The sequence below is a fragment of the Pseudomonas sp. IPO3747 genome (assembly GCF_013385245.1).
GTDB lineage: Bacteria > Pseudomonadota > Gammaproteobacteria > Pseudomonadales > Pseudomonadaceae > Aquipseudomonas > Aquipseudomonas edaphica.
Genome location: NZ_JACAQL010000022.1, coordinates 566,814 through 592,686, shown reverse-complemented (window position 1 = coordinate 592,686; position 25,873 = coordinate 566,814). Strand labels below are relative to the sequence as shown.

Genomic DNA, 25,873 nt, shown 5'->3' with positions numbered 1-25,873 from the left:
CTCTGGATCTTCAGCTGTGACGTTTGTCCAGCCACTCCAACGCCGTGCGCCACACACAAATCCCCAGAAAATACGCCGACATCACCGACCACAACCCGAACGTCCACGGGTTGGTATTGGGGTAGTCCACCACCATCAAAAAGCTGCACAGCAACCAGATGGTGGTCACGGCGATGTTGATCGGCATAAAGCGCTTGACCCGGAAGGGGTGTAGAAACTTCATCGGTGTCACGGTCAGCAGCGCCAGGCCGATCACTGTGGCCAGGGTCACCCAGGCGTCCGGCTGGATGATGTAAACGCACAAGGCCACCACATTCCAGGCCGCGGGAAAGCCGACAAAATAGTTGTCCTTGCTCTTCATGTTCACATTGCAGAAGCAGAACAGCGACGACACCAGGATCACCGACACGGTAAACAGGTGGGTAAAGTCCGGCAGGTCGATATAGCGGTAGATAAACAACGCCGGAATAAACACATAGGTCAGGTAGTCAATCACCAGGTCCAGCACCGAGCCATCAAAGCTGGGCAGTACCGTGCTGACATTCACCCGTCGCGCCAGCGAGCCATCCACGCCATCGACCACCAGCGCCAGGCCTAGCCACAGCAGGCAGGCCTTGGGTGAGTTTTCCAGCAATGCCAGGGTGGCCAGGAACGCCAGCACCACACCGGTGGCGGTAAAGCCGTGGGCGCCCCAGGCTTTGAGTCTGGCTACATGCAGGGTCGATATCACGGGCGGCTCTCCAAAAGATGAAACAGGGCAGCCGACGACGTAACGCCGTCGAGTCTGGCCGGGGAATGCAGGTATCGACCGGGAAGGAGGGAATAAGGTTCACCGCCCCGGTGTATCACTTAGCGTAGCAAGGGTCAGACGTTTCGGCATCAACCCTGACGGAACACCAATGCCTTCAAACCGCTTTGCGGGTCGACATCGGGAAATTCCGGCGGGTTTTCCAATCGCTGCACAAAGCGCAGGCCCGGTGCTTCGCGGGTTACGCCGTCAATCAGGAAGTCTTCACCGAAGGCCGGGTCGTTCATGCAGGCCAACACCGTGCCGTGGGCTGTGAGCAAATCCGGCAGGCGGCGCAGCACGCGTTGGTAGTCTTTGGTCAGCAGAAAGCTGCCTTTCTGGAACGACGGCGGGTCGATGATCACCAGATCGTAAGGGCCGCTGTTCGTCACCTTGGCCCACGATTTGAACAGGTCGTGGCCCAGGAAGCTGACGTTACTCAGGTCATGACCATTGAGGCGATGGTTGTCGCGCCCGCGACTCAAGGCGCCACGGGCCATGTCCAGGTTTACGACATGGTCGGCGCCGCCTTCGATGGCGGCCACCGAGAAACCACAGGTGTAGGCGAACAGGTTGAGCACGCGCTGGCCCTTGGCCTGTTCGCGCACCCAGTTGCGGCCGTAGCGCATGTCGAGGAACAGGCCGCTGTTCTGTTTTTTACCCAGGTCGATCAGGTAACGCAGGCCGCCTTCGGTAATGGTCAGCTCGTCAACGGCCTCGCCCGAGAGCCATTCGGTGGTGCTTTGCGGCAGGTAGCGGTGTTGCAGGGCAACGGTGTAAGCGCTGAACTGCGTTTGCAGCAGTTGTTTAAGGGCTTCGAGCTGCGCAGGCTCGGGTTCCTTGAACAACGAGACCAGCAGCACGCCCTGCAACCAGTCCACCGTCAGTTGCTCCAGGCCCGGCCAGCAGCGGCCACGGCCGTGGAACAGGCGCCGGGTTTCACTCGGCGGGTTAGCCAGGGCGGTGAGCAAATGGGCGTGCAGGGTAGCGAGTGCGTCTGGGTTCATCGTTGAGCGTCAGTCGTTGAGCGGGCGGCATTTTAAACACAGTTGCGGTGCTTCGTCGTGTTTGAGCACAACGTGCTGCAAAAAAGATGATTGGCAGTGATTCATGCTCAAAATGCTTGAGCCTGCGCTTGATAACAGGCAAAAAATCCTCAGGCACCGACATAAACTGGAAAAAAAGCCCGGAGGTGCCCATGAACGGTTTCGCGAGTGCAGTCAATCACACAGCCCAAGACCCGCAAGAACTGGATGAGTGGCGCGACGCCCTGGCCTCGCTGGTGGCCAATGCCGGGCCAGAACGGGCGCGCCAGATCCTCGACCTGCTGGCCCGCGAAGGCAGCGCTGCGCCCATCGACTGGAAACCGCGCCACGGCACGCCCTATATCAACAGCATCAGTGTTGAGCAGCAACCGGCGTTTCCCGGTGACCTGGCCACCGAAGAACGCATCGCCTCGCTGGTGCGCTGGAACGCCTTGGCCATGGTGGTGCGCGCCAACCAGGCGTATGGCGAACTCGGTGGCCATATCGCCAGTTATGCCAGTGCGGCGGACTTGTTCGAAGTCGGCTTCAATCACTTCTTCCGGGCGCGCAGCGACACCTTCGGTGGCGATCTGGTGTTCTACCAGCCGCATTCCGCACCGGGTATATATGCCCGTGCTTATCTGGAAGGGCGTCTGACGGAAAACGACCTGGCGCACTACCGCCAGGAAATCGGCGGGCCAAAAGCCGGCGCACGCGGCCTTTCCAGCTACCCGCACCCGTGGCTGATGCCGGACTTCTGGCAGTTTCCCACCGGCTCCATGGGCATCGGCCCGATCAGCTCGATTTTCCAGGCGCGCTTCATGCGCTATCTGCAACATCGCGGCTTGCTGGACACCACCGACCGGCACGTCTGGGGTGTGTTCGGCGATGGCGAAATGGACGAGCCGGAAAGCATGTCGGCCCTGACCCTGGCTGCCCGCGAAGGCCTGGACAACCTGACCTGGGTGGTTAACTGCAACCTGCAGCGCCTCGACGGACCGGTGCGCGGCAACGGGCGCATCATCGACGAACTCGAAGCCTTGTTTGCCGGTGCCGGCTGGAACGTGATCAAGCTGGTGTGGGGCTCGGACTGGGACGCCTTGCTGGCCAAGGACACTGACGGTTCACTGGTGGAAACCTTGTCGAACACCGTCGACGGGCAATTCCAGACCTTTGCCGCCAAAGATGGCGCCTATAACCGCGAGCACTTCTTCGGCCAAAGCGCGTCGCTGGCGGCCCTGGTGGCGGGCATGAGCGATGAGCAAATCGACCGCCTCAAGCGCGGTGGCCACGATATGGTCAAGATCCACGCTGCCTACCATGCCGCGCGCCGGGTAAAAGGCCAGCCCACGGTGATCCTGGCCCAGACCAAAAAGGGCTTCGGCATGGGCGAAGCCGGGCAGGGCAAGATGACCACGCACCAGCAGAAGAAGCTCGATCGCGACGCGCTGCTCGCTTTTCGCAATCGCTTCCAGTTGCCGCTCACGGATGCGCAGACCGAATCCTTAAGTTTTTTCAAACCCGCCGAGGACAGCGTTGAACTGCGTTACCTGTATCAACGTCGGCACAAACTCGGCGGTTATGTGCCAAGCCGCAGCCCGCTGGCCGCACCCGTCAGCGTGCCGCCGGTGGCGGGTTACGCCGGTTTCGCTACGGCAGCCGAGGGTAAGGAGATGTCCACCACCATGGCGTTTGTGCGCATGCTCACCAACCTGCTCAAGGACAAGGCTCTCGGCCCGCGCATCGTGCCAATCGTTGCGGATGAAGCACGCACCTTCGGCATGGCCAACCTGTTCAAGCAGATCGGCATCTATTCCAGTGTTGGGCAACGTTACGAACCCGAAGACATTGGCTCGATCCTCAGCTACCGCGAGGCCACCGACGGGCAAATTCTCGAAGAAGGCATCAGTGAGGCCAGCGCCATCAGTTCCTGGGTGGCGGCCGCCACCAGTTATTCGGTGCATGGGCTGCGCATGTTGCCGTTCTATATCTATTACTCGATGTTCGGCTTCCAGCGCGTCGGCGACCTGATCTGGGCTGCCGCCGACCAGCGCGCCCGTGGTTTCCTGCTCGGCGCCACCGCCGGGCGCACCACCCTGGGCGGCGAAGGCCTGCAGCATCAGGACGGCAGCAGCCACTTGGCAGCCGCGACGGTGCCCAACTGCCGCGCCTACGACCCGGCGTTTGCCGGCGAGTTCGCGGTGATCCTCGACCACGGTATGCGTCAGATGCTGGAGCACGATGTGGACGAGTTCTACTACGTGACCCTGATGAACGAAAACTACCCGCAACCGACGCTGCCAGCGGGCGTGGAGGCGGCGATTATCAAGGGCATGTATCGGTTGCAAGGTGCTGCGGATGCCAAGGTGCGCCTGCTCGGCTCGGGCACGCTGGTGCGTGAGGCCCAGGCGGCCGCGCAGTTACTGGAGGAGGATTGGCAGGTGGCGAGCGAGGTGTTCAGCGTGACCAGTTTCAGCGAGCTGGCACGGGATGCGCGACAGGTGGAGCGCTGGAATCGGTTGCATCCTCAGGATATGAAGCGCTCCAGTCATGTGAATGCATGTTTGCCTAAAGGTGTACCGGTGATTGCGGTGTCCGACTATGTACGGGCGGTGCCGCAGATGATCGCTTCGTATCTGGACAGCAGCTACACGGTGTTGGGCACCGACGGCTTTGGGCGTAGCGATACTCGGGCAGCGTTGCGTGATTTCTTTGAGGTGGATCGCTATCACATTGTGCTGGCGGCGCTGACGGCGTTGGTGGAGCAGGGCCGTCTGGAACCCGAGGTTTGTCAGCAGGCGATCGAGCGGTATGGCGTACAGGCGGAGCGCGAGCCTTCCTGGACCTCTTGAACCCCTGTTAAGCCTGCTGCCTCAGTGAGCTGATGATGAATGCATGCAGGCTATCAACCGCTTCAGACCCGCGCGAGGCCCGGCTTCGCAGGATTGAAACCTCCATGGGTTCAATCCTGCCCAAGCCGTGCTCGCTGCCCAGAACCTGAAGCGATGCCTGCACGGTACATTGGGTGATTGCGGCAATCGCCAGCCCACCTTCAACGGCGGCTAGTTGGCCGGCAAGGCTGGAGCTGTTGTAAACCACCTTGAATTCACGTCCCTTTTGGCTCAGTGAGTTCACCGCATAACGTCTGGCCAGGCTTGCACTTTCGTAGACGGCGATAGGTAGCGGATCGCGCCTCCACAGTTCGAACTGGGGCGAACCGACCCATACCATGGGTTCCTTAAACAGAAAAGTGCCGCTTTGAGGGGCGTCACGCGACACGAGTGCAAGATCAAGGTCGCCGCTGCGCACACGCGGGATGAGTGCGGCCGACTGTTCGCAAGTCAGTTCTATTTCCACACCCGAATAGCGCGGCAAAAAACGCTTGAGCACCGGCGTGAGATACATCGCCGCGTAGTCTTCCGCAACGCCAAGGCGGATGCGTCCGGTCAATTCTTCACCGTGAAAGGCCGCTTGGGTCTCGGCGTGCAGTGCGAGCAGGCGCCGGGCGTAGCCCAGCAGTAGCTGACCGTCCGCCGTCAGTTGAAGGTGACGCGGGCCACGGCTCAACAACTGCCGCCCCAGCGCTGCCTCCAGTTTTTTCATTTGCATGCTGACGGCGGACTGCGAGCGGTTGACCTCATGGGCCGCGCCAGAGAGCGAGCCGGCATCCACCACGGCCACAAAGCATTTGAGCCAATCGATCTGCAAATTGCTGGCAGGCATCCAGGTGACCTCTATTCGTTAATCGAATGGCTGTGACGTAAATTATGCGCTTTTCAAGAGGTTTGTTCACTCGCAAAATCCTCGCCTCAACCCCTGCCTGCTGGATTTGACCATGCCATTCGACACCTGGTTGCTCTACCTGGTTACCTGCTGCGGCATCGCTATAGTGCCAGGGCCCAATGCGTTATTAGTGCTGACCCATGGCGCCATTCACGGGCGTCGCAAAACACTCTTCACGATTTCGGGCGGCGTGCTCGGATTTGCCGTGGTGCTGTCGTTTTGCGCTTTAGGCTTGGGGGCACTGATCCAGGCGTCTGCCACCTGGTTCACGGCATTGAAGGTGGTTGGCGGGCTGTACCTGATCTGGCTGGGGTTTGGGTTGTGGCGCTCGGCGCCTGTGAGTCTTGAGGCAGCCGTTACGACCAGCCTGCGAAGCTGGCCGCTGTTTCGCCAAGGGCTGGTATCGGCGATTTCAAACCCCAAGGCGCTGCTGCTGTTCACCGCCTTCATTCCACCTTTTCTGGACCCACACCGAAGCCTCATCGCGCAGACGGCCGCTATTGCGCTGACCTACGCCGTGGTGGAGTTTGTTGTTGAATATCTGGTGGCCAGCGCAGCACATCGGGTCAGGCCCTGGTTAGCCCGAACCGGACGCCGATTCAATAAAGTCTGCGGTGGTTTTTTTGTGCTGTTCGGGTTAGCGCTGCCTGTCCATAGCTGACGGCAAGTCTAGAAGGTGGCGATCAGTGCTGGCCCAAAGGCTTCTTTCAAGAAGCCCGGCGCGATATAGCGTTCGTAATGCGCCTCGGACAGCAGGAAAAACTCGCGGTCAATCGCATCACGCAAATCTGCCAGGTGACGCTCGCGAAACTCCGGCAGCAACGCCAGCCCATACGCGTCCAGCTTGGATATCACCCGCGCGCCCCGGGCAATCAACTGGTACGCCCAGCAGTACGGCGACTGGTGTGGCATAAAGCGAATTTTGCGGGTTTCAAGTTGCTGGCGCAAAAGCTGCGGGTCAAACACCTCAAGCTTGCTGGCCATCACCTGCACCAGCAACTGTTCCAGGCGCAGCCACACCGCCTGCTTTTCGTCGGCGTTGTAGCCATTCCATTGAATGACTTCATGGTGATAACGCTTGCAGCCCCGGCAGACCAGGTCGCCGTAAACGGTCGAGCACAGGCCGACGCAGGGCGTTTTGATGGTTTGGTTGGGCATAAAGTTTGTACGCAAGTCTAAAAAATACCGCTAACCCATGTGGGAGCGGGCTTGCCCGCGATAGCTGAGTGTCAGCCAATATATGCTTAACTGACCCGCCGCCATCGCGGGCAAGCCCGCTCCTACATTTTTAATCCCAGCTCAGCGCGCCGCCAGTCTGGTACTCGATCACACGGGTTTCGAAGAAGTTTTTCTCTTTCTTCAAGTCCATGATCTCGCTCATCCAAGGGAACGGGTTAGTCGTCCCTGGGTACTCTTCTTTAAGACCAATCTGCGACAGGCGACGGTTAGCGATGAACTTAAGGTAATCCTCCATCATCGCCGCGTTCATGCCCAACACCCCACGCGGCATGGTATCCCGCGCATATTCAATCTCCAGTTGCGTCCCCTGCAGAATCATCTGGGTCGCTTCTTCTTTCATCTCGGCATCCCACAAATGCGGGTTTTCGATTTTGATCTGGTTGATCACATCGATACCGAAGTTCAGGTGCATCGACTCGTCACGCAGGATGTACTGGAACTGCTCGGCCACGCCGGTCATTTTGTTGCGGCGGCCCATGGAGAGGATCTGGGTGAAACCGCAGTAGAAGAAGATGCCTTCCAGGACGCAGTAGTAGGCGACCAGGTTGCGCAGCAGCTCTTTATCAGTCTCGACGGTGCCGGTTTCGAACTTCGGATCGGAGATCGAACGGGTGTATTTGAGGCCCCAGGCGGCTTTTTTAGCCACCGATGGGATCTCGTGGTACATGTTGAAGATCTCGCCTTCATCCATGGCCAGGGATTCGATGCAGTACTGGTAGGCGTGGGTGTGGATCGCTTCTTCGAAGGCCTGGCGCAGGATGTACTGGCGGCACTCCGGGTTGGTGATCAGGCGGTACACGGCCAGCACCAGGTTGTTGGCAACCAGGGAGTCGGCGGTGGAGAAGAAGCCGAGGTTGCGCATGACGATGCGGCGTTCGTCGTCGGTGAGGCCTTCGGGGTTTTTCCACAGGGCGATGTCGGCGGTCATGTTGACCTCTTGCGGCATCCAGTGGTTGGCGCAGCCGTCGAGGTACTTTTGCCAGGCCCAGTCGTACTTGAAGGGTACGAGTTGGTTGAGGTCGGCGCGGCAGTTGATCATGCGCTTTTCGTCAACGGCGACGCGGGCGGCGGAGCCTTCCAGCTCGGCGAGGCCTTCGGCGACGTCGAGTTTGTCCAGGGCGGCCTTGGCGCGGATGATCGCGGCCGAGTCGTTGGCGGTCACGTTGCGCGCTTCCAGAGCAGCAGCGGCGCCGGCACCGTCAAGGCGGTCCATGTTGGCTTCGCTGGCGTGGCCGGCGTTGGCGCCTTTGATCACCGCTGCACCGGTGTCTTCGTTGTCGACTTCATCCCAACTCAACATTGAAATTCTCCTTCCTGGTACTCGAAAAATAGGTTTTTGCAGGCTTCAAGGCATTGAAATACTGCGCAGAGTGTGGTCGGTAAATACCGATACTGCACACTATGTAGTGGTGATTTGTGTTTGTGGGCACACTATATGGTGTGTAACAAAACAGGTCAACGCACAAGATGTGCGGTCTTGGGTCGCGGCACATCGCCGGTTGAGCTATAAAACCTGGGTTCATTGGCTGCCGGTGGAATTTCAAGGGAATGAAAAACGTACTGATCCGATCCGCCCTGCTGGACGACGCGCAAAGCATCTTCGAGGTGCATAAGCATTCCGTCGAAAACCTCTGCACGGGCGACTACGGCCCCGAGCAGATCGCCATGTGGCTCAACGGCCGCTCACCCGCCACCTACCGCGAGGCCATTGCTGCCGGCAACCTGTGGCTGGCACACACCGACAGGCTGCAGGGTTTTATCGAAATCGACGGCCATGAAATCAGCAAACTGTTTGTGCGCGGCGATGCCGCCGGGCAGGGCATTGGTGCGCGCCTGCTCAATGAGGCCTTGCAGCGCATCAAGAACGCCGGCCATGCCAAGGCCTGCCTGGAAGCGACCCTCAACGCCGAAAACTTCTATGCCGCCTTCGGGTTTCGCAAGGTCGGCGAGGGCACCTTCAGTCGGGGCAACAGCCCGGTGTCCATCGAGATTATCAAGATGGAGCTCGCGCTGTAGCGGGGGTATGATAAAAACTCACAGCCCCATGACTTTTAATGGTTACGGGCGCTTTTGCCGTCAGTGCTAAAAATTCGCCAACCAGCTCCCCATAACAACAATGAGCGTTTGCGAAAATGAAAGCACTTGATCTGTACATCGGCGAAGGCTTCGAAGGCCCAGGCGTCAATGCTGCCCACATCAATATTCTGATCGGCCCCCGCAACGGCCCTGCCGGCCAAGCGTTCGCCAACAGCCTCGCGTCCCCAAGCCAGGGCCATTGCCCGTTCATGGTGATTGCCCAGCCGAATATCCCGGTCAAACCCATGACCCTCTACGTCAACAAAGCCGCGATCGGCAGCGATCTGCATGGCAACGCCACTTGGGGCGCGTCCCAGGCCGGCATCGCCAAGGCGGTGCTCGAAGCCTTGCTGGACGGCACCTTGCCGCCGGAAGCCGAAGACGAGTGGGCAATTGTCACTGCCAACTGGGTCAACCCGGGCTGCGACGACCTCGATGCGGTCTACCTGAACAACTACAACGCCTGCCGCACCGCCATCCGCGCGGCCCTCAATGGCACGCCGTACACCGCGCAACTGGCGGATGTGGTCAACCACATCAGCAACCCTTTCTACACGCCAAAGGCCTGAGGAGACTGCCATGCAATACATTCGTTTGGGCAACTCCGGCTTGCAAGTCTCGCGTCTGTGCCTGGGCACCATGAACATGGGCACCCCGGACTGGAAACCGTGGATTTTCGATGAAAAGCAAAGCGAGCCGATCGTCGCCCACGCCCTGGACAACGGGGTTAACTTCATCGATCTGGCCGACTTCTATTCCGCAGGCGTCGGCGAAGAAGTGGTGGGGCGCATCCTCAAGCGCGTGGCACGGCGTGAAGACATTGTGGTCACCACCAAGGTCGGCTACGGCACCCGCAGTGGCATCAATGCCAGCGGCCACTCGCGCAAGCACATCATGGACAGCATTGACGCATCCCTCAGCCGTCTGGGCATGGATTACGTCGACGTGTTCATGCTGCATTACTTCGATGTGAACACCCCGGTCGAAGAAACCATGGCGGCGATGAACGACATCGTGCGTTCCGGCAAGGCTCGCTACATCGGCGTGTCGACCATGCTCACCGGTCAACTGGCGAAAATCCTCATGGCCTGCGAACGCAATGGTTGGGTCAAGCCGATCAATATGCAGCTGCAACTGAACTGCGCCTACCGCGAAGAAGAGCGCGAGATGATCCCGTTCTGCCGCGACCAGGGCCTGGGCGTCTCGGTGTTCAGCCCGCTGGCCCGTGGCCTGTTGACCGGCGAAGTGCAGTCGACGCGCAACCAGACCGACTTTTTCACCCAGCAGATGTACAGCGACCAGGCCTCGTTCGACATCGCCCATTCGGTTCAGCGTGTGGCGCGTGCCCGTGGCGTGTCCAATGCACAGATCGCCCAGGCCTGGGTCGCCAACCACCCAGGCGTCGACGTGATGCTGGTGGGCGCCGATACCACCGCGCAGTTCGACAGCGCGCTGGCGGCCTTGGACACCCAGCTCGACGCCGAAGAACTGCACGAGCTGGAACGCAATTACACCCCGTGCGACGTGATTAATGATTACACCGCCGGCAAGCGCATCCTGCGCGAGGCCCGCCCGGGCCTGGACCGTTTCAACCTGATCGAGGCCGTGGCATGAACCCGCTGATCCGTACTGGCAACTACATCGATGGCCAATGGTCCAGCGGTGGGCCGAGTTATCCGGTGGTCAACCCGGCCAATGGCGCGCTGATCGTTGAGGTGCAACGCGCTGGCGCTGAAGAAACCCACCTGGCCATCGACGCCGCCAACCGCGCACTGCCGGCCTGGCGCAAGCTCACCGCCAAGGAACGCAGCCAGCGCCTCAAGCGCTGGAGCGAGTTGATGCTCAGCAATCAGAAAGACCTGGCCCGGCTGCTGAGTCTGGAGCAGGGTAAACCTTTGGCCGAAGCCATGGGCGAAGTGGTCTACGCCGCCAGCTTTCTGGAGTGGTTTGGTGAAGAGGCCAAGCGTGCCTATGGCGACGTGATACCGACCCACAAGGCCGACGCGCGCATTATTGTGACCAAGGAAGCCATTGGCGTGGTCGCGGCGATCACGCCGTGGAACTTCCCGCTGGCCATGGTCACCCGCAAGGTCGGCCCGGCGTTGGCGGCCGGTTGCACGATGATTCTCAAACCATCGGAAGAAACGCCGCTGTCGGCGTTTGCCCTCGCGGTACTGGCCGAGCAGGCGGGCATTCCGGCCGGGGTGTTCAATATTGTCTCCGGCGATGCGGTGGCCATCGGCGGCGCGCTGCAAGCTTCCAGCGTAGTGCGCAAGCTGTCATTCACCGGCTCCACGCGCATCGGCAAACTGCTGATGCGCCAGGCCGCCGACACGCTGAAAAAAGTCTCGCTGGAACTGGGCGGCAACGCGCCGTTTATCGTGTTCGACGACGCCGATCTGGACGCCGCCGTCAAAGGCGCCATGGCGTCCAAGTTCCGCAACACCGGGCAGACCTGCGTGTGCGTCAACCGTTTCTTTATCCAGGACAGCGTTTACGACGCCTTCACGCGCAAACTGGCCGAAGCCGTCAGCACCATGCGTGTGGGCAGTGCGCTGGACGGCGACACCGAGCAAGGCCCGCTGATCAATGCGGCGGCCTTGGCCAAGGTTGAAGCGCATGTGGGCGATGCGCTGGAGAAGGGCGCCAAACTGCTCTGCGGCGGCCGTCGCCATGCATTGGGCGGCACCTTTTTCGAACCGACCATTCTCACCGAAGCCCATGGCGACATGCTGATCGCCCAGGAAGAGACCTTTGGCCCGGTAGCCGCGTGCTTGCGCTTCAAGGATGAGACCGAGGTGCTGCAACGTGCCAATGACACGCCGTTCGGCTTGTCCGCCTACTTCTACAGTCGCGATATCGGCCGGGTGTGGCGCATGGCCGAAGGCCTGGAGGCGGGCATGGTCGGCATCAACGAAGGGATCATCTCCACCGAGGTTGCGCCGTTTGGTGGGATCAAGGAATCAGGCCTGGGCCGTGAAGGTTCCAAGTATGGGCTGGATGATTACCTGGAGATCAAATACCTGTTGATGGGAGGGCTGTAAGACCACGCAGTCCTAATGTGGGAGCTGGCTTGCCTGCGATAGCGGTGGGTCAGTTCCCGATCATTTAGCTGATCCACCGCTATCGCAGGCAAGCCAGCTCCCACGTAGAGCAATTATTCGGCATAAGCCCGCTGTTACTCCGTCAAGAACAACAAAATGGAGAACACCATGACCGCTCAACCCGTCAAAATCGACGACCTGCCCATCGGCCGTTTTCACCTGAAAATTGCCGGCCTCACCTTCGGCGCGCATTTCACCGACGGCTATATCCTTGGCCTGATCGGTATCGCTTTCACCCTGCTCAGCCCACAGATGCAATTGGATGCCTTCTGGCAAGGCCTCATCGGCGCTTCGGCGCTGATCGGGCTGTTTGTGGGCAGCCTGTTTTTCGGCTGGATTTCCGACAGCCTCGGCCGGCAGAAAATCTTCCTGGTCAGCTTTGTACTGATTACCGTCGCGTCAGTGATGCAGTTCTACGCTGAAACGGCCATGGGCCTGTTGCTGTGCCGCATCCTCATCGGCATTGGCCTGGGCGGTGATTTCAGCGTGGGTCACGCCATGCTCGCCGAGTTCGCGCCGAAGAAGCATCGCGGCGTGTTGCTCGGCTCCTTCAGCGTGGTCTGGACCGTTGGTTATGTGGCGGCAACCTTTGTCGGTACCGCGATGCTCAGCCTCGGCGACGACGCCTGGCGCTGGATGCTGGCGTCGTCGGCGATTCCGGCCGGGTTGATCCTGATCGCCCGAATCGGCACACCGGAATCACCGCGTTGGCTGGTCAACCGTGGGCGCATCGCCGAGGCCCGTGCCATCGTCAAAAAGCACTTGGGCGAGCATGTGGTGTTGGATGAAGAACCGCCGACGCAGACCCGTTCCGGTTATGGCGTGTTGTTCAGTCGTGAGTACCGTAAGCGCACCGCGTTCAATTGCCTGTTTTTTGTCTGCATCGTGATGCCGTATTTCGCGATCTATACGTTTCTGCCATCGATCTTGCAGAAGATGGGGTTGTCCCAGGGGTTCGGTACTGAGTTGCTGCTTAACCTGTTGCTGATTGTCGGTGCATTGATAGGTATTTGGTGCACGGTGAAGTTTTCGCGGCGGGGCTTCCTTATCAACTCATTCATCATCCTCGCGGCGGCGTTGTTTTTACTCGCTGTTTTGCCAGGGAGTATGGCGTGGTTGATGGTGCTGACCTTTGGTGTGTTCACGCTGGTGTTGTCGGCGGTGAGCAACTTGGTTGGCGTGTTCCCGGCCGAAAGCTTTCCTACCGAAGTGCGTGCCAGCGGGATTGGCCTGGCGACAGCGGTAAGCCGGTTGGGGTCGGCGATCAGCACGTTTTTGCTGCCGGTGAGTGTGGCGGGCATTGGCTTGAGCCCGACCATGGGGATTCTCGCGGCTATCCTGATGTTGGGTGCGATCATCTCTTGGGCCTGGGCGCCAGAGACCAAGGCGTTGACCTTGAGCCAGGCGTGCAAAGCCCAAGCGCCGTCGGTGTCAGGGATTGCTGACCTGGCCCAGCCACTGCGTAAACAAGCGAACCTTGGATAAGCCCTGCTTGTCTGCCGCCACATCCAGCCAATAACCATAGGGGCCGATCACTTCCACGGGAGTGATCGGCACTAAACTGCCATTGGCCAATTCACGTTCGATCATCTGCCGGTCGATCACCGCCAGGCCACCGCCGGCCAGGGCGGTATGGATCACCTGGTCCAGAGTGCTGAATTCCAGGCCCTGGCCCGCATCGATGTCGTCTCGGCCCATGGCCGCCAGCCAGTTCTCCCAAACCTTCAAACGCTTACCGTCGTGCAGGATATGCAGCAGTGGGAAACGCCGCAGATCCGGCGGCTGGTCACCTTCGAACAACTCCGGGCTGGCTACGGCGATATGCCGCTCCATCACCAACAGCTCACTGCTGCAATGCGGGTCCGCATGCAGGCCGAAACGAATCCGGCAGTCAATCTCCGCGAGGCTGTCGTGGGTGTTTTGGTGGGTGACACTGAGGTTGATATCCGGGTAGCGCTCGCAAAAGCGCCGCAAGTGCGCCGACAACCAGCGCGTGGCCCAGGTAGGCGGTGCGACCACGCGCAGGCGCTGGCGCAGGTTGGGCACGCGTACGGCTTGCAGGGCGCGCTCGATATGGTCGAAGGCGTCGCTCAGGTGCGGCGAGAGGGCAAAGCCGGCTTCGGTCAGGGACAGGCCCTGGGGCGTGCGAATGAACAGGGCAACGCCGAGGTAGTCTTCCAGTTGCTTGATCTGGCGGCTGACCGCGCCCTGGGTCACGTTGAGGCCCACGGCGGCCTGGCTGAAGCTGCGATGGCGGGCGACTTCTTCGAAGACGCGTAGCATGGTGAGGGCGGGCAGGTGACGCATGGGTGTGGTCCATACTTGTTATTTTTATGGTGTTTTTGCTGGCTTCATCGCAGCATAGGTATCTACACAACTTTTGAAGGCCGCCACTTTCTCCTGTGGCGAGCAGGCTTGTCCTGCGTTGGGCCGCGAAGCGGCCCCAAACCCTGACACTGAGAACTTTCAGGAAAATTGCAGTGCCTTTACTGGGGCCGCTTCGCGGCCCAACGCAGGACAAGCCTGCTCGCCACAACAGCTCACTGGCCACAGACTTCGTGTTAACCGGTTGTGTAGATACCTATGCTCATCACAGGCAAGCCCACTCCCAAGCTGGCAACGCATTTCAATGTGGGAGCTGGCTTGCCTGCGATAGCGTCAGTGGCCTATTAGAAGTAGTAACCGATGTTCATGTACAGCTGATTTTCCAACTGATTACTGCCGCCTGCGCCCAAACTCTGGGTGTAGCTGCTGCCGCCAATGTACGGGTCGTTCTTGCCGATCAGCCACTCCGTCGCTACCCATAATTTACTGACCGAAAACGATGTACCCAGGATCAGTCGCTGTGAGGTTTTGAAGTCATTGTCAGACTTGTCAAAGGCACTGTAGTTGGCATACAGCTTCACACCGCTGATCTGATCGAACAGGTACTTGCCGCCCACGTCATAACTCAAATCCGCCACATACAAGTTGCCGCGACTGGCGACGTTGAAGGTGCCGTCATACCCGCCCAGCGTCACCACGCCGTCGGTGCCTTCGTTGCGCGGCGACATTTGCTGGCGTGCCGCCTGCAGTTGCACACCCCACGGGCCGTTCTTGCCCAGGTAGTGAATGGCCACGGCGTTGCGGCGGCCGTCGTTGCCGGTGTCTTTGTTCTCCAGGGTCGAGGTCAAGCCGGAGAGGCCGACTTCGGATTTCCAGTTACCCAGGTCCATAGCCTTGGCCACGCGTACCACCACGGTGTTGCGTTCCTGGTTGTTGCTGCCGTCGGCCACGTAGCTGTCGGCTTCGGAGACCACGCTGGAATAGGTCACGCCTTTGCTGGTGCCTTTACCTTGCCACGCCGGCCGCAGGTAGTAACCGGCCTGAATATTCCAGTCACCGCTTTGCTGGATGTATTTGGCGCCGACCTGTTGCACGTCTTCCAGACCAATCACATTGCCCAGGGTTTCGTAGAAGGTGCTGCCGAAATAGGGCTGCAAGCCGAACGGCACGGTGTTCAGACCCACTTGCACTTGCTGGTCGGGATTGAACTTGTAGCCCACCCACGCGAATTTGGCGAACTGGATATCACCGTAGTTCTTGGTGTACTGGTACGGGTACGAACGCCCGTAGAAGCGGTACTGCGCTTCACCGATCCAGGTGTCGGAGTTGTACTTGGCGCTGAGGAACGCGGTGTCGAGGCCGAACTTCTGGATGCCACGATCCGGGTCATAGTCCCAGCGCGCGCGTACGGCGCCCCCGAGGTCGAGGTTGTCGGTGACCTGGATGGCCATGGCAGGCGCCGCGAGGGTGCCGAGCACGGGGACCAGGGCAATAAAACGTAGGGTTGGTCGCATGGTTTTACTCTCGTTATTAGTTATTTTTGGCAACAGCAGCCCGTTGCCGCAGCGGACGCTGCGACGCAAGGAAAGGGAAAACTCAGTGAGCCGCGGGGCGGATCAACCTTAATGGCGGCCCGGCAGCCGGTAATTGCGTGGCGCCCGGTGCGGCGGCAAGCAGCGCCTGGGTGTAGCTGTTCTGGGGCCGCAACAGCACCTGTTCGGCGCTGCCGTATTCGACCACTTCGCCCTGGCGCATTACGGCGATGTGGTCGCTGATCTGCGCCGCCACGCGCAGGTCGTGGGTGATAAACAGGATGCTCAGGTTGAGTTGCTTTTGCAGATCGGCCAGCAGCTCCAGCACCTGCTTTTGCACCGACACATCCAGCGCCGAGACGCTTTCATCGGCGATCAACACTTCCGGGCGCATGGCCAGGGCGCGGGCGATGCCGATGCGCTGGCGCTGGCCACCGGAAAACTGCCGGGGTTTGCGCTTGAGCGCATCGCGCTTGAGGCCCACTTGTTCAAGCAAATCACCGGCCTCGGCCCAGGCGTCCTTGGCCGATAAACCACGCAGTTGCGCAGCACGGGCAATGATGTCGCCGACTCGATGGCGCGGGTTGAGCGACCCATACGGGTCCTGGAAGATCATTTGGATGCGCCGCCGATTGGCCGCCAATGCTGAGCCGCGCAAGGCCAGGAAGTCCGTATCACCGACCCATACATGCCCGCTGTCGCTGTCCACCAGGCGGATTGCAGCCTTGACCAGCGTGCTTTTCCCCGAGCCGGACTCGCCGACAATCGCCAGTGTTTTGCCGCGTGGCAGGTTCAGCGATACGTTACGCAAGGCCGCGACCGAACTGCCGCCGACGGTGTAGGTCTTGGTCAGGTTCTGGATGCGCAGCGCCAGCTCGCCGTCGGCACTGGGTGTGTGCAGTTCAGGATGCAGCGCCGGCACCGCCGCGATCAACTTGCGGGTGTAGGCGTGGGCCGGGGCGTTGAGCACCTGGTCGCGCTCGCCGATTTCCACCAGGCGGCCGCCTTCCATCACCGCAATACGGTCGGCAATCTGCGCTACCACCCCGAAGTCGTGGGTGATAAACAAAATGCCATGCTGGCCGCGCCCGCGCAGGTCGCGCACCAGCTTTAACACCTGGGCCTGGGTGGTGACGTCGAGGGCGGTGGTCGGTTCGTCGGCGATCAGTAAGTCGGGGTTCATCGCCAAGGCGATGGCGATCACCACCCGCTGGCATTGGCCGCCGGAGAGTTGATGGGGAAAGCTGTTGGCGATGCGCGGCGGGTCGGGCAACTGGGTGGATTCCAGCAGTGCGAGCATGCGTTCGCGGCGTTCGCGCTGGGGCATTTGCGGCGCATGGATATCGAAGATTTCTTCGACTTGCTTGCCGATCCGGATCGCCGGGTTCAACGCTGCCATGGGCTCCTGGAAAATCATTGCGATGCGGTTGCCGCGCAGCTGGCGCAGGCGGGTTTCGTCGAGGGTGCAAATATCATCGCCAAGAAAGTCGATCACCCCACCGGCGTGGCGCAAGCCTTTGGCGTAGTCGCCCATAATCGCCGCCGACAGCACCGATTTGCCGGAGCCGGATTCGCCGATCACACAGAGGATTTCGCCCTTGCGTACCTCCAGGCTGATGCCGTGCACCGCATGGCTGCGGTCTGCGCCGACAGGCAGTTCAATCGAGAGGTTTTGCACGCGCAATACAGGTTGTGGGTTCATGCTCAATTCCTTGCGCCTTGCTGGGCGTTTTCATCCAGGCCGTCCGCCAGCAGGCTCAAGCCCAGCATCAGGGTGGAGATGGCAATGCACGGGAAGATCACCAGGTGCGGGAAGGCGATGGCCATGGCGCGGCCGTCGTTGATCATGCCGCCCCAGTCGGGTGTGGGCGGCGGCAGGCCGAGGCCGAGAAAACCCAGGGCGCCAATCATGATCGCGGTGTAACCGATGCGCAGGCAAAAATCCACGATCAACGGGCCACCGCAGTTGGGCAAAATCTCCACCAGCATGATGCGCAGCGAGCCTTCGCCCTGGGTGATTGCACTGAGCACGTAGTCGCGCGAGCGAATATCGATGGTCAGCGCACGCATGATGCGAAAGATCGCTGGCGCACTGGTAAACGTCACCGCAATCAGGATGTTCAGCGCCGAGGCGCCGAGGGCAATGATGATCACGATGTACAACACCAGCACCGGGAACGACAGCACGGTGTCGGCCACATACGACAGCAGCGCATCGACCCAGCCGTTGAAGTAACCGGCACACAGGCCCATGGCGATACCGACGGCGAACGCCGTGAGCGTGGCCAGGATCGACCAGAACAGCACCGTGCGGGTGCCCCAGATCAGCCGCGAGAGGATGTCGCGACCGATCATGTCAGTGCCCAGCAGGAAGCTCTGGCCGTTGTCGCTGGTGGTCATTGGCGTGAGCAATGGGGTGAAGCTTTCCAGTGGGTCATGGGGCGCGAGCCAAGGCGCGAACACTGCGATGAGCACCCAGCCGCCGACCAGCAACAAACCGAGTAACGCCAGGGGATGTTTGAAGGCTTGCAGGCGATTCATTGAGCACCTCCGCCAAGGCTGCGCAGGGTGATGCGCGGGTTGAGCCAGGTGTAGGCCAGATCCGAGAAGATCTTGGTAACCCCCACCACCACGGCGCTGACCATCGCGCAGGCTTCGATCAGGTACACGTCATGGTTCAGCGATGCGGTGTAGAGCAGCGAACCGAAGCCCTTGTAGGCGAAGAACACCTCGACCACGATCACGTTGGACAGCAGCCACGGGATGTAGAGCATGATCACCGTGATCGGCGCGATCAGTACGTTACGCAGGGCATGGCGTACCACGATGCGCGCGGTGGAGGCGCCTTTTAGCCGCGCGGTGCGGATGTAGGGCGACTGCATCACTTCGACCATCGACGCCCGGGTGATCCGCGCCAGGTAGCCGATGCCGAACAGGCACAGCACCATCAACGGCAACACCAGTTGCACGGCGCTGAAACCATCGCTCATGCTGCTTACGCCTGGCAGCCAGTTGAGCCAGAACACAAAGATCGCCGAGACGAACACTGCACTGGCAAAGTCGGGGATCGAGGTGGTGACGATCGACAGGAACGACACCAGCCGGTCCAGCAACGAACCCTGGCGAATGCCGGCGAGAATGCCTAAGGTCAACGCCACGGGCACCATCACCAGCAGGGCCAGGCCGGCCAGGGTGAGGGTTTGCGCCAGGTTGGGCAGCAGCAGTTTGATCACCGATTCGCGAAAATACACTGAGGTGCCCCAGTCGCCGCTGACAAAGTCCTTGAGCCACAACAGATAACGCCACACAAAGGGTTGGTTGTAGCCATGTTCCACCAGCCACGCCGCACGCTGGTCTGCGGCGGAGTAGGGGCCGAGGACGTTGATGGCGACGTCCTCGATGTTCAGTTCCAGGGCCAGGAACACGATCAAGGACACTGACAGCAAGGTCGCCAGCAGCGCCAGTAGTTTGCGCAATAGAAAATGAGCCATGGGTGCATGCTCCGACGAAGGTTGGAATGCCTGCCCATGTGGGCAGGAAACGCGCGCCTTGACTCAGGCGCTCAGCCACACGTTACCCATGGGGTAAAAGTCGGAAGGATGCACCTCAAAGCCCTGCACTTTTTTGCTCACGGCGGTGAACTTGTCGCCCCAGAACGGCTGCACGATCACGCAGGCGTCCTGCAAAATCTGCTCGACGCTTTGCATCGCCACCGCGCGTTGCTTGGGGTCGATGATGCCCATGGCCTTGTCCAGCGCGGCGTCGAACGCCGGGTCGCTGTAGTGGCTTTCGTTCCAGGCGCCGCCGCCACGATAGGCCAGCTCCAGGGACATCACGCCCAGTGGGCGATGGGCCCAGTAGGTGAGACTGAACGCGGCTTTGTCCCAGATTGGCCAGTATTGAGCGGCAGGTATCACCTTGAGGTTGAGGCGAATCCCGGCTTCCAGGCAGTTCTGTTGCAGGATCTGCGCGCAGTCCTGCTCATAACGGCCCTGGGTGTTGCCGACGATCAAGTCGATGTCCAGACCGTTGGGGAAACCGGCGTCGGCCAGCAGCTTTTTTGCCGCCGCCACGTCACGCTCGCGTTTGGGCAACGGGAAATATTCGGGGTGAGAGGGGGCCACATGGTGGTCTTCGCCCAAGGTGCCCATGCCGCGATAGGCGATCTTGAGCATCTGCGCGTTATCAGCGCACAGCACCACGGCTTTGCGGATGCGCAGGTCGGTGAAGGGCTTCTGGTCGCAGGCCATGCGCATCACCACGGTTTGCGCGGATTTGCAGGTCAGCAACTGCGCGCCCGGCAGGCGCTTGGCCAGGTCCAGCTCGGCCACCGTCACCCGGTACAGCACGTCGACTTGCCCGGCTTGCAGTGCGGCAAGGTGGGTAGACACGTCGGTGCCCATGTCGATGTAACGCAGCTCGTCGAGGTTGGCGGGTTTGCCCCAATAATCGGCGCGCTTGGCGAAGGTCGCCTGCTTGTTCACTGCGAACGCCACCAGCTTGAACGGCCCGGTGGCCAGCGGGTTCTTGGACCAGTCGTCGCCGGCCTTGAAGCTGCGGTGCACGATGGCACACGTGAAGGCGTTGAGCATTTCCGGAATCGCCAGGATCGGCCGTTTCAGTTGCAGGCGGAACTGGTAGTCGCTGACTTTTTCGAAGGCTTTGATGTCCTGGAACGCGGTGCGGTTGACCGACTTGGAGTCGGCAGCGATCCAGCGTTCGATGTTGTGCTGCACGTCGTCGACGTTGAAGCTGTCACCGTTGCTCCATTTCACGTCCTGGCGCAGGTTGAAGGTCCAGGTGGTGAGGTCGTCGGACGGGCTCCAGCTTTCTGCCAGGTACGGGTGGGTGATGTTGTCGGCGTCGACCCAGGTCAGGTACTCCAGCGAATTGCGCAACAGGTTCGAGGCTTCGATCCAGGTGATCAGCATCGGGTCCTGGATTTCCTGGATCGCGCAGGCAAAGCGCAGGCTGCCGCCCTGGCGGGCCGGTGTGGCGTCGGCGGCCTGGGCGTCGCTGCCCAGTAAAGCAGAGCCCAGAAAGGTGCTGGCGCTGGCGACGGTGACGCCCAATAGCGCGGCGGTGCGCAGGAACTGGCGGCGGTTGATTTCAGCGCTTTTAACTTGCACACACAGGTCGTTGATGGCTGGATGCGGCGGGGCGCCGTCCAGGGTAGTCAAGTCTTTCATAAGCCTCTCCGGTACTTGCGAATATGCGTTTTTGTTGAACCGCAAGGGTCAGTGGCAAGCGCAGCAACGGCGCAGCACGAACCGCTGTGAAACCGGCAGAAGAACAAGGCGCAACGAAGTCAGAAGGCGGGCAATGGGATAGGACATAGGGGCAGCTCTCATGTTGTTTTTATTAGAGATGCCCGCAGTTTTGTCATTTGCGCAAAGATGGACAAACGACAAATTCTGCGCAGTAACCTTCTATAAATGCATGTTACGGATCCTTCCCAAGGCCACCTCTCGAGCTAGACGTGTTCAGCGTGGCAACAGGCGCGGGTCGAACGGGTAATCAGAGAGCAACTCGATACCGTGTTCGTGGATATAGATCTGTTCTTCGAGCTTCACGCCTTCGCCGCCGTCATCGTGGCCGATGTAGCTTTCCACGCAGATGGTCATGCCGGCTTCGAACACGTCGTCATAGCCCAGCGCGTCGATGTCTTCGCGGTGTACCACGTAAGGGTATTCACCGGTCATGCCAACCCCGTGCGCCAGGGCGAAGTAGCGGTTGTTTTTGTAATGTTCGGGAATTTTCCAGGCCATCTCGGCGTACTCCTTGAAGCTGCGCCCGGCCTTGAGCATTTCTACGTTGGTCTGCACTTGCTCGTAGGCCAGTTTGTACAGTTCCTGTTGCTTGGCGGTGGCGGCCTGGTCGCCACAGAGGAAGGTGCGCGAAAAGTCGGCGTAGTAGCCGAAGCGCCCGACCACGTCGGTGTCCAGCGCGACCAGATCACCGGCTTCGATGGGCCGCGTGCTGCACTCTTGGAACCACGGGTTAGTGCGTGGGCCGGAGGACAGCAGGCGAGTCTCGACGTAATCACCATCGGTGGCGATCACATGCTGGTGCAGATGCGACCACAGTTCGTTCTCGCTGATGCCCGGCACCAGTTTACTTTCCATCAGGCGCACACCCGTTTCAGTGGCGCGCAGGCTGGCGCGGATCATTTTCAGTTCGTTGGGCACCTTGATGCAGCGCGCACGCTCCAGCGGTTCCTGGGCGTCAAACACTTGGTAACCCAGCCGTTGCAGTTCGAACGCGGCGGCCGAGGTGGCGCTTTCGATGGCAATGCGTTTACCGCCGCCGCACTGGCGCACCAGTTCATCTATCTCGGCGGCCCAGTCGGCCGTCACATTGTTCAAGAAGCTGTCGCAGAAGTAGTAGGAAATGGCTTTGGCCGGGCGCACTTCATTCACGGTATTCAGGCTTTCGGCCAGGTGCAGACAGCCGCCGAACTCGAAGATCACCACCGGGCCTTCTGCCGGTATAAAGGCATAACGCGCCGGGTTGCGTGCCGAGTACACCTGCATGTTGCGTGAGCCGGTGGCGTAGCGCATATGGGTGGGGTCGAACAGCACACAAGCGGCGTAGTCACGTTTTTTCAGTTCGTTGCGTACCCGTTGCAGGCGGTCCAGCTGGATTTGCTGGATTTCGTCATAAGTGGGCTCGCAGTCGGCGGGGTTGCGGTTGGGGCCTGACAGACTCATGGGTGTTCCTCGCAGGGCAAAGACGGTTTTTTGGTTTTTTATGGGCGTGAATCAGTCGAGCAACTGGTCGCTGCGCACCAGGTTGCGTTCGGCTTGCAGGTGGGCTTCGGACAGGCGTCCGTAAAGCTGTTTGGTGCGTTGGGCGCGGCCAATGATTCCGGGTTTCTCGGAGTAGGCGAAGATCGCGGTGTTGCGCTCGGTTGAGCCTTCCACGCGGGTGACGCGGTGCACCGAGAAACGGCCCTTGAAGATCTGCAAATCACCGGGGTTGAGCGCCAGATTCTGCACCCGAGAGCGGTCTTCGCCGCGCACCACTTTGCCGACGGCGCCGAGGTTCTCCTGGCTGCGCGAGCGGATCATCGGCGCGTACTCGAACAGGCCACCGGCCTCGGGCTTCTGGGTCATCATGCTGACGATGAATTCGTTGGTGTCGAAGTGCCAAGGCTGCTCGGTGCCCTCGGGCATCACGTTGATCACCAGGCCGGCGAAAGGGTCGGCGTATTCGAAAATCTCCGGTTCGTCGAGGCAGGCGCCGATAAAGCGCTTCATCATTGGCGACACGTACAGGCGATGGATGATCGCGTCGGGGGCGATCATGTCGCGGGTCACGAATCCACTGGTGCGCTCCATGAACGTGCGGCGCGGGTCATCCTGGGGCAGGCTGGGGTCGTCTTCGGTGAAGTAGGGGTTGACCTTGCGCACCGAATAGAACGTTTTGCCCGACAGCGCCTGGCCTTCCAGGCGCGCCTGTTCCAGCACTTCGGGGCGCAGGAAGTTCTTCAGCAGGCAGCAACCGTCTTCGGCCAGTTCGGCACGCGCATGTTCAATTAATGCGCGCAGTTGAACATGGCCCGAATCATGTATGGGATACAGCGCTGTATTAATGATATCGCTGATATCACCGGTTTCGGCATCGGCAAGTTTAAGACTCATACACGGCTCCTGAAGTAGGCTGTTGTGTTGAGTCGATAGTTGCGTAAACCGGTTTGAAGTGGAAATTACAAGTTGTGATCGAATCCATCGGCAGGGGCGATAGTTATGTCAGGCGAACTGGATGGGGGCTTACTTAAAGTGTTTGTGGCAATTATCGAATGCCAGGGGTTTTCGGCGGCTGCTGAGCGTTTGCATAAAACCCAGTCCACCGTCAGCCAGAGCTTGCAGCGCCTGGAAGAGATCGTGGGAACGCCGCTTATTCACCGCACCAGCCGCTCCATCGGCCTCACGCCGAGCGGCGAAACCTTTCTGATCTATGCGCGGCAGATCCTCAAGCTGCACCTTGAGGCGGTCAGCGCGGCTCAATTACCCAATGAGCAGGTGTGTATCCACCTGGGTATGCCCGAGGACTACGCTCAATACTGCCTGGGCGGGATGCTCAAGGACTTTCAGGCGCAGTTTGCCCAGGTGCGCCCGGATATTTGCTGTGAGATGTCTACCGCGCTGGTCAGCCGCTTGCATCGCGGCGAGCTGGACTTGGTGCTGGGTGTTGAGCATGCGGGCCTGCAGCCGGGGGAATACCTGTGTGATGAGCCGTTGGTGTGGGTGGCGGCACCGAGTTGGAGTGGCGTAGGGCGCCAGTCGGTGCCGCTGGCGGTGTACGCCGAAGGGTGTGCGTTCCGTGCCAATGCCGTGCAAGCGCTGGCCCAGGCTGGGCGTTCGTGGCAGGTGGTTTATACGAGTCAGAGCCCGCGCGGTATTGCGATTGCCATCGAGCAAGGCTTGTCGGTGGGCGTGATGGCACGGCGGCTGGTGCCGGAGGGCTGGCAGATTCTGGATGAGCAGCAAGGCTTCCCAGCCATTGCCCCGGCGCGCCTGATGTTTTGGCGCTCGGTGGGTTGCCAGGTTCCGGAGGTGGAGGCGCTGGTGGAAATTTTGCAGCGCCAGTTGGGACGTTCAGGGTATTTGCACGGCCAACGCGTCCACGGCCTGCCGATGGGCCATGCGCTTGAGCAGTAGCAAACTTGCCAGTACCCAGCCGGCAATCCAGGCATGTACCACGGTAAATTCGCCACTGACCTGCAACAGCCAACCGCACAGCCCATTGGCCGAAGCACTGGCCAGCCCGTAGCTGACCATGCTCAGGCTCACCACTTGCAGGCTTTGCACCGGATCGAGGCGTGCACTGAGGTAGGCGGCCATCAAACCCCATGAAGGGAAATAGAACAGCGCGAACAATCCGGCAGCGCACCAGCTCAGTAATAGGCTGGGATGCCCCAGCAGGCCGAGCATGGCGAGGCCGAATGCGCTAATGCTCAGCGCCAGCACCCGCAGTGCGCCCCAGCGATCCGCCAGCGAGCCCAATAGCAGCCCGCCGATGGCGCCGCCAATGCCGATCAACGTCCACATCGAGCCCGTAACCGCCGCACCGGCGTGCAGGCGGTCACTGACAAAGGCCGATAAAAAGTTGAGGAACGGTCCACTGATTGCGCCGATAAATCCGCTGAGTAACACAATGTGCAAGGCCACTGGCTGGTCCACGCACAGTTGCAGCCATTGTTTGAGCACTTGGGTGAATGCGGGCGGCTGGACAGAGCGGGGCGCTTGTTCGACGTGCGCAGCCAAGGTCCACAAGGTCAGCAGCGTGACCAGCAGCGTCAGGCCTGCACAGATCAACCAAAACTGGCGCAATGACAGACCTTGCAACAGTGCGATCAATAGCCCATTCAAGCAAATGGCAAAAGCGGCCCCCGACGACGCCAACCCCAGCACGCGGCTGCGATGAGTCGCCGGGATCACTTCTCGGGCCAATGCGGCAATCGCGTTCCAGTTCGACACCGCGCAGGCCGACACCAGCGCCAGGCATAGCGCAAACGGCACTACCCAAGGCGTGGCGACGGCCAGTGCCAGCAACACCGGGCTTAACACGATGGTCAGGCGCACCATATTGCGTGGGCTCACCCAGGCCGCGGCGATGCCGCTGGCAATCGAGGCACCCATGTAGAACAGCTGTAGCACGGCTGCAATCAAGGCGGCCTGGCTGTAGTTCAGTTCAAATACCCCACGGATCTGCGGCAATAAGGCGGAGTACAGAAAAATACTGAAACCGTGGGTGGTCGCGTTACAGGCGGTAAATACCAATGCCAGTAAACCGATACTTCGTCGCGTTGAAATAGGGGGGCTAGACATGGCGCGGCCTCGATTTAGTTGGCGAAGAGCCAATAGACTTAGTTGGAGGGAAGACTAACTTTTGTAGTGCGCGGGCAGCCAATGCTTAATTGTCTTAGTGTGCATGCGTTATACGCGTGCTATTTATTCGTCAGCGACGTGTTTAGTCCAAAAACGACATGATTGATTT

General features: G+C 60.3%; 22 protein-coding genes. 8 read left to right on the top strand and 14 right to left on the bottom strand.

The features are described from left to right. Window positions 1-10 precede the first annotated feature (10 nt). Entirely contained in the window at window positions 11-730 is a 720-nt protein-coding gene (gene pcsA, locus HX790_RS24120; protein WP_017134682.1) for a phosphatidylcholine synthase, read from the bottom strand. A 149-nt stretch (window positions 731-879) separates the two neighbouring features. Then, on the bottom strand, window positions 880-1,794 hold the full coding sequence (locus HX790_RS24115; protein WP_017134683.1) for a class I SAM-dependent methyltransferase: 915 nt from the start codon (window positions 1,792-1,794) through the stop codon (window positions 880-882). 191 nt (window positions 1,795-1,985) lie between these two features. On the opposite strand from HX790_RS24115, the gene mdeB reads away from it, so the two are divergent. Next, window positions 1,986-4,664, top strand: a complete 2,679-nt coding sequence (gene mdeB, locus HX790_RS24110) for an alpha-ketoglutarate dehydrogenase (RefSeq protein WP_176992286.1) — start codon at window positions 1,986-1,988, stop codon at window positions 4,662-4,664. A 7-nt stretch (window positions 4,665-4,671) separates the two neighbouring features. Here the strand turns inward: mdeB and HX790_RS24105 are convergent, their stop codons facing one another. Continuing rightward, complete coding sequence (locus HX790_RS24105; protein ID WP_099548300.1) at window positions 4,672-5,535, bottom strand: LysR family transcriptional regulator; 864 nt, start codon at window positions 5,533-5,535, stop codon at window positions 4,672-4,674. A 112-nt stretch (window positions 5,536-5,647) separates the two neighbouring features. Here HX790_RS24105 and HX790_RS24100 point away from each other — a divergent pair, with 112 nt between their 5' ends. After that, window positions 5,648-6,256 carry a LysE family translocator gene (locus HX790_RS24100; RefSeq protein ID WP_017134686.1) on the top strand — a complete coding sequence of 203 codons (609 nt, stop codon included), beginning with the start codon at window positions 5,648-5,650 and terminating at the stop codon, window positions 6,254-6,256. A gap of 8 nt (window positions 6,257-6,264) precedes the next feature. Here the strand turns inward: HX790_RS24100 and HX790_RS24095 are convergent, their stop codons facing one another. Both HX790_RS24095 and HX790_RS24090 read right to left on the bottom strand, forming a co-directional pair. Next, window positions 6,265-6,753 carry a DUF1289 domain-containing protein gene (locus tag HX790_RS24095; RefSeq protein ID WP_176992285.1) on the bottom strand — a complete coding sequence of 163 codons (489 nt, stop codon included), beginning with the start codon at window positions 6,751-6,753 and terminating at the stop codon, window positions 6,265-6,267. Between the two features lie 130 nt (window positions 6,754-6,883). Further along, entirely contained in the window at window positions 6,884-8,134 is a 1,251-nt protein-coding gene (locus tag HX790_RS24090) for a ribonucleotide-diphosphate reductase subunit beta (RefSeq protein WP_005788524.1), read from the bottom strand. Between the two features lie 248 nt (window positions 8,135-8,382). Here HX790_RS24090 and HX790_RS24085 point away from each other — a divergent pair, with 248 nt between their 5' ends. From HX790_RS24085 to HX790_RS24065, 5 genes are all read left to right on the top strand, one after another. Next, window positions 8,383-8,850 (top strand): GNAT family N-acetyltransferase, encoded by a 468-nt coding sequence (locus tag HX790_RS24085; RefSeq protein ID WP_017138438.1) that lies wholly within the window; start codon window positions 8,383-8,385, stop codon window positions 8,848-8,850. A gap of 116 nt (window positions 8,851-8,966) precedes the next feature. After that, complete coding sequence (gene fae / locus HX790_RS24080; protein ID WP_017138437.1) at window positions 8,967-9,479, top strand: formaldehyde-activating enzyme; 513 nt, start codon at window positions 8,967-8,969, stop codon at window positions 9,477-9,479. 10 nt (window positions 9,480-9,489) lie between these two features. After that, window positions 9,490-10,524 (top strand): aldo/keto reductase, encoded by a 1,035-nt coding sequence (locus HX790_RS24075; protein ID WP_138450686.1) that lies wholly within the window; start codon window positions 9,490-9,492, stop codon window positions 10,522-10,524. Next, window positions 10,521-11,954: an NAD-dependent succinate-semialdehyde dehydrogenase gene (locus tag HX790_RS24070; protein ID WP_176992284.1), complete on the top strand. Its 1,434-nt coding sequence runs from the start codon at window positions 10,521-10,523 to the stop codon at window positions 11,952-11,954. The genes HX790_RS24075 and HX790_RS24070 overlap by 4 nt, the downstream gene beginning before the upstream one ends. A gap of 168 nt (window positions 11,955-12,122) precedes the next feature. Beyond that, window positions 12,123-13,499: an MFS transporter gene (locus HX790_RS24065; RefSeq protein WP_138454051.1), complete on the top strand. Its 1,377-nt coding sequence runs from the start codon at window positions 12,123-12,125 to the stop codon at window positions 13,497-13,499. Here HX790_RS24065 and HX790_RS24060 read toward each other — a convergent pair. The 8 genes from HX790_RS24060 to HX790_RS24025 all read right to left on the bottom strand — a co-directional run bounded on the left by HX790_RS24060 (window position 13,446) and on the right by HX790_RS24025 (window position 23,514). After that, entirely contained in the window at window positions 13,446-14,321 is an 876-nt protein-coding gene (locus tag HX790_RS24060; RefSeq protein WP_138454052.1) for a LysR substrate-binding domain-containing protein, read from the bottom strand. The genes HX790_RS24065 and HX790_RS24060 overlap by 54 nt on opposite strands. A gap of 362 nt (window positions 14,322-14,683) precedes the next feature. Next, window positions 14,684-15,853, bottom strand: a complete 1,170-nt coding sequence (locus HX790_RS24055; RefSeq protein WP_017135439.1) for a hypothetical protein — start codon at window positions 15,851-15,853, stop codon at window positions 14,684-14,686. 82 nt (window positions 15,854-15,935) lie between these two features. Next, the gene (locus HX790_RS24050; protein ID WP_017135440.1) at window positions 15,936-17,573 is read right to left on the bottom strand and encodes an ABC transporter ATP-binding protein; all 1,638 of its coding nucleotides are present in this window, start codon (window positions 17,571-17,573) and stop codon (window positions 15,936-15,938) included. A 2-nt stretch (window positions 17,574-17,575) separates the two neighbouring features. Continuing rightward, complete coding sequence (locus HX790_RS24045; protein WP_017135441.1) at window positions 17,576-18,412, bottom strand: ABC transporter permease; 837 nt, start codon at window positions 18,410-18,412, stop codon at window positions 17,576-17,578. Beyond that, window positions 18,409-19,362, bottom strand: a complete 954-nt coding sequence (locus tag HX790_RS24040; protein ID WP_176992283.1) for an ABC transporter permease — start codon at window positions 19,360-19,362, stop codon at window positions 18,409-18,411. The genes HX790_RS24045 and HX790_RS24040 overlap by 4 nt, the downstream gene beginning before the upstream one ends. A 63-nt stretch (window positions 19,363-19,425) precedes the next feature. Further along, window positions 19,426-21,060, bottom strand: a complete 1,635-nt coding sequence (locus tag HX790_RS24035) for an ABC transporter substrate-binding protein (protein ID WP_017135443.1) — start codon at window positions 21,058-21,060, stop codon at window positions 19,426-19,428. 294 nt (window positions 21,061-21,354) lie between these two features. Continuing rightward, complete coding sequence (locus HX790_RS24030) at window positions 21,355-22,581, bottom strand: Xaa-Pro peptidase family protein (protein WP_176992282.1); 1,227 nt, start codon at window positions 22,579-22,581, stop codon at window positions 21,355-21,357. Window positions 22,582-22,632: 51 nt separating this feature from the next. Next, complete coding sequence (locus HX790_RS24025; protein WP_017135445.1) at window positions 22,633-23,514, bottom strand: hypothetical protein; 882 nt, start codon at window positions 23,512-23,514, stop codon at window positions 22,633-22,635. A 105-nt stretch (window positions 23,515-23,619) separates the two neighbouring features. On the opposite strand from HX790_RS24025, the gene HX790_RS24020 reads away from it, so the two are divergent. Then, on the top strand, window positions 23,620-24,534 hold the full coding sequence (locus HX790_RS24020; protein ID WP_138453137.1) for a LysR family transcriptional regulator: 915 nt from the start codon (window positions 23,620-23,622) through the stop codon (window positions 24,532-24,534). Here the strand turns inward: HX790_RS24020 and HX790_RS24015 are convergent. After that, a complete protein-coding gene (locus HX790_RS24015; protein ID WP_176992281.1) occupies window positions 24,472-25,704 on the bottom strand; it encodes an MFS transporter in 1,233 nt (410 codons plus the stop codon). The genes HX790_RS24020 and HX790_RS24015 overlap by 63 nt on opposite strands. Between the last annotated feature and the right edge of the window lie 169 nt (window positions 25,705-25,873).